The following is a 3,759-nucleotide window of genomic DNA, read 5'->3' as shown; positions in this document are numbered from 1 at the left end:
CTTTGCGTGGGTCTGGTATTTCACTGATATAATTAAAAATAGACATCATCAACTCTGCGTTACTGAAGGAGACTGATCAGATCGTATCTACAGAGAAAAGTTCCATTAAAAGTGGGATCCGGCCCTGTGTGTCGGGTTAGCACTGCTGCTGCTCTACACCCTGCGCAGTTTTTTGCCGATTGTGTTTTTTAGTGGCACACCCTATGCCGAAATTGAGGCAGAAATACCGGTTGGAATGGAGCTGTATGTCTCCGGCAATTATAAGTCGAATAGTTGCCAATCGATCAGTTTTGGCAGTGGTCGTTTGGTAACTAACCATACCGGCTGGTCAAAAACCTATCAGCCGGATGCGCAAGGGCGGGTTAGCGCTAAAGTGTATCGCTGGGCCTGGGGGCCATGTGGTTGGGGATTAATCAGTTTTTCTATCGGCACCGTGTATAGCCAAATACCGGCGAATGTATTAGCCAGCGATAAACTTTCACCGGCGATTAAACAGGAGATCACCGAATACTTTGCGAAATATGCTGATGGAGGTGAAACCACCGCAGGTATAGGTTTTATTTTAAGCGATAGTCATACCCCCGCATCCGGTGATCCGCGGGATCACTTAAAGCTGCATACTGTGATTACGCCCTCAATTATTAAAAATACCTTCACCGATGATACTTATTATCATAAATTTTCTTATGATGATAAAAAAACAACGAAGGAGGGTTTTAATAACAAAGGACTATCGCGCTCTAGTCAAGACCCACCGTTTAAAATTCACTATACGGTGACCACGGATAATCATATTTTATATAAAGAATTTTATCCTAATTTTAGGAAAGATACCTCTCGTTTGCTGGAGTAGTCGGTCAGCCACTAGGGAATTAAGCATCTCCGCCACGGTGAATTTAAGCAAGCGTGGCGGGTAAACACGATATAGGGCAAGGACGTACTATGGAACAAAACGGTCCAACCGACATAAACAATAAGAAAAAACATCGCTGCCGCTGGTGGTGTGTCGGGTTAGCACTGCTGCTGCTCTACACCCTGCGCAGTTTTTTGCCGATTGTGTTTTTTAAATATGAACCCTATGCCGAAATTGAGGCAGTGATCCCGCCAGACATGGAGCTTTACGTTTCTGGTAGATATGAATCCTACAGTTGCCAAGGGATCAGTTTCGGCAGTGGTCGTTTGGTAAATAACCGTACCGGCTGGTCAAAAACCTATCGCCCAGATGCCGAGGGACGAGTAAAAGCCCAAGTGTATGAGCGGGCCTGGGGGCCATGTGGCTGGGGATTAATCAGTTTTTCCATCGGTACCGTGTATAGTCAAATACCGGCCAATGTATTAGCCAGCGATAAACTTTCACCGGCGATTAAACAGGAGATCACCACACGTTTTGCGAAATATGCTGATGGAGGTGAAACCACCGCAGGTATAGGTTTTATTTTAAGCGATAGTCATACCCCCGCATCCGGTGATCCTCGGGATCACTTAAAGCTGCATACTGTGATTACGCCCTCAATCATTAAAAATACATTCCGCAATAATTATAGTTATTATAAATTTTCTTATGATGATAAAAAAACAACCAAAGAGGGTTTTAATAACAAAGGACTATCGCGCTCTAGTCAAGACCCACCGTTTAAAATTCACTATACGGTGACCACGGATAATCATATTTTATATAAGGAATTTAATCCTGGTTATGACAATGACGTTATTCGGTTACTAGAATAAACAGGCAAACACCAGTACATCACAATGGATATAAAAAGTTTGACAGCAAGATCACACCATCCACGGAAAAAATTAACGTACGTTAGGAAAATATTACAAGATTGAAGGAGACATTATGAGTACCAAAAGAAAGCATACTCTCTGCTGGTGGGTATTAACATTTACAGTGCTTGCTTTGCTCTATACATTTCGTGTGGCGATACCGATAGTTTTTTTTAAGTATGAACCTTATGCGGAGATAGAAGCGGTGATCCCAACGGATATGAAACTGTATGTTTCTGCTAGTTATCATTCTAGTGCTTGTAAATTTATTACTTTTTCTAACTTTAAACTAATCTCAACTGACAAAGGCTGGTCCAAGGAGTATTCTCCTGATGCTCAAGGAAGAGTTAAAGCTAAAATATATAAGTGGGCCTGGGGACCCTGTAATTGGGGCTTAGAGGGCTTTAGTATCAGCACCGCCTATACTAAAATCCCATCTACTGTCCTGAGCAGCAACAAGATAACTGATGAAATCAAACAAGAAGTTGTTCGTCGTTTTCCAAAAAAATCACGACATGATCTTCTCACTGCAGGAATGGGGTTTGGTTTAGCTAAGAGTTATCTTGATGACCGGAATAAAGATGTTAATCACGTCAGTTTACATACTACACTGACACCTTCAATTATTAAAAGATTTGCCAATGATAACACCAGCAGTTATCGATTTGACTACGATGATGAAAAGAGAAAACCTAATAATTTTAGGAGGCTAAGTAATTTGTCCAGATCGCGTCAACAAGGGAGCTTAAAAATAAAGTATACAGTGGATGTAGATAGTCATATTTTATATGAAGAATTTCATCCACATTCTGCAAAGAACACCTCGAGGTTATTGGAATGAGAATGTGCTTAGAAATTAATGAGAGGTACCAGCCAACATTGAGTTAACTCGTCTGGCAGGCACATTCGTGCTAGCCATATCACAATGGGTATAAAAAATTTGACAGCAAGATCACACCGATTAACGCATTTTAGGAAAATATTACAAGATTGAAGGAGACATTATGAGTACCAAAAGAAAGCATACTCTCTGCTGGTGGGTATTAACATTTACAGTGCTTGCTTTGCTCTATACATTTCGTGTGGCGATACCGATAGTTTTTTTTAAGTATGAACCTTATGCGGAGATAGAAGCGGTGATCCCAACGGATATGAAGCTGTATGTTTCTGCTAGTTATCATTCTAGTGCTTGTAAATTTATTACTTTTTCTAACTTTAAACTAATCTCAACTGACAAAGGCTGGTCCAAGGAGTATTCTCCTAATGCTCAAGGAAGAGTTAAAGCCAAAATATATGAGCGGGCCTGGGGACCCTGTAATTGGGGCTTAGAGGGCTTTAGTATCAGCACCGCCTATACTAAAATTCCGCCTAATGTTCTGGAAAGTAAAAAGATAACTGATGAAATCAAACAAGAAGTTGTTCGTCGTTTTCCAAAAAAATCACGACATGATCTTCTCACCGCAGGGATGGGGTTTGGCTTGGCTAAGAGTTATCTTGATGACCGGAATAAAGATGTTAATCACGTCAGTTTAAGTGCCAAGATTATACCAACCATTACCAAGGATGTTTCTGGTTACGGTAATGTTTATTATAAATTTTCTTATCATGATCCTAATCGACGGGATGCTACACGAAAAATAGAACAGCTACCACGATCACGTAAAGGGGAAAGTTTAAAAATTGAATATCGAGTAAGCGTTGATAATCACATTCTCTATGAAGAATCGTATCCTGATGAAAAAGGAGATATTTCGAAGTTTATTGAATAATCAATAACACGGCTAGTCGTTAAACTAACATGTCCTCTGTTTGGCAAACGAAAACGGTGCCTCATGAATACCGCTCATCTGGAGGCCGTCTTACGGTAAACATCCGGCGATCTCACCTTGCGAGTTTATATTAAGTGGTTAAGGTGAGCGGCAGATTAGGTGGATGAGGAGAAGGTGTTACCGGGCAGGGGCAGCAGTTGGTCCAGTTGACTATTTTTCC

At 41.0% G+C, this 3,759-nt stretch carries 4 protein-coding genes; all 4 read left to right on the top strand.

Annotation, left to right across the window (positions count from 1 at the left end; all coding sequences use genetic code 11):
- Window positions 1–172: 172 nt before the first annotated feature.
- Entirely contained in the window at window positions 173–853 is a 681-nt protein-coding gene (locus tag EOJ37_RS13730; RefSeq protein ID WP_127960453.1) for a hypothetical protein, read from the top strand.
- A 53-nt stretch (window positions 854–906) separates the two neighbouring features.
- Window positions 907–1,728 (top strand): hypothetical protein, encoded by an 822-nt coding sequence (locus tag EOJ37_RS13725; RefSeq protein WP_127960452.1) that lies wholly within the window; start codon window positions 907–909, stop codon window positions 1,726–1,728.
- Window positions 1,729–1,843: 115 nt separating this feature from the next.
- Window positions 1,844–2,611 carry a hypothetical protein gene (locus EOJ37_RS13720; protein WP_127960451.1) on the top strand — a complete coding sequence of 256 codons (768 nt, stop codon included), beginning with the start codon at window positions 1,844–1,846 and terminating at the stop codon, window positions 2,609–2,611.
- Between the two features lie 163 nt (window positions 2,612–2,774).
- A complete protein-coding gene (locus EOJ37_RS13715) occupies window positions 2,775–3,539 on the top strand; it encodes a hypothetical protein (protein ID WP_127960450.1) in 765 nt (254 codons plus the stop codon).
- The last annotated feature ends 220 nt before the right edge of the window (window positions 3,540–3,759 follow it).

Origin of the sequence: Serratia microhaemolytica (genome assembly GCF_004011885.1) — a bacterium.
Classification (GTDB): domain Bacteria; phylum Pseudomonadota; class Gammaproteobacteria; order Enterobacterales; family Enterobacteriaceae; genus Serratia_G; species Serratia_G microhaemolytica.
This window is presented reverse-complemented; position numbering and strand designations above follow the sequence as displayed.

Coding starts and splice junctions, on each gene's coding strand:
- EOJ37_RS13720 (WP_127960451.1), top strand. CDS start 1,844: ATGAGTACCAAAAGAAAGCATACTCTCTGCTGGTGGGTATTAACATTT.
- EOJ37_RS13715 (WP_127960450.1), top strand. CDS start 2,775: ATGAGTACCAAAAGAAAGCATACTCTCTGCTGGTGGGTATTAACATTT.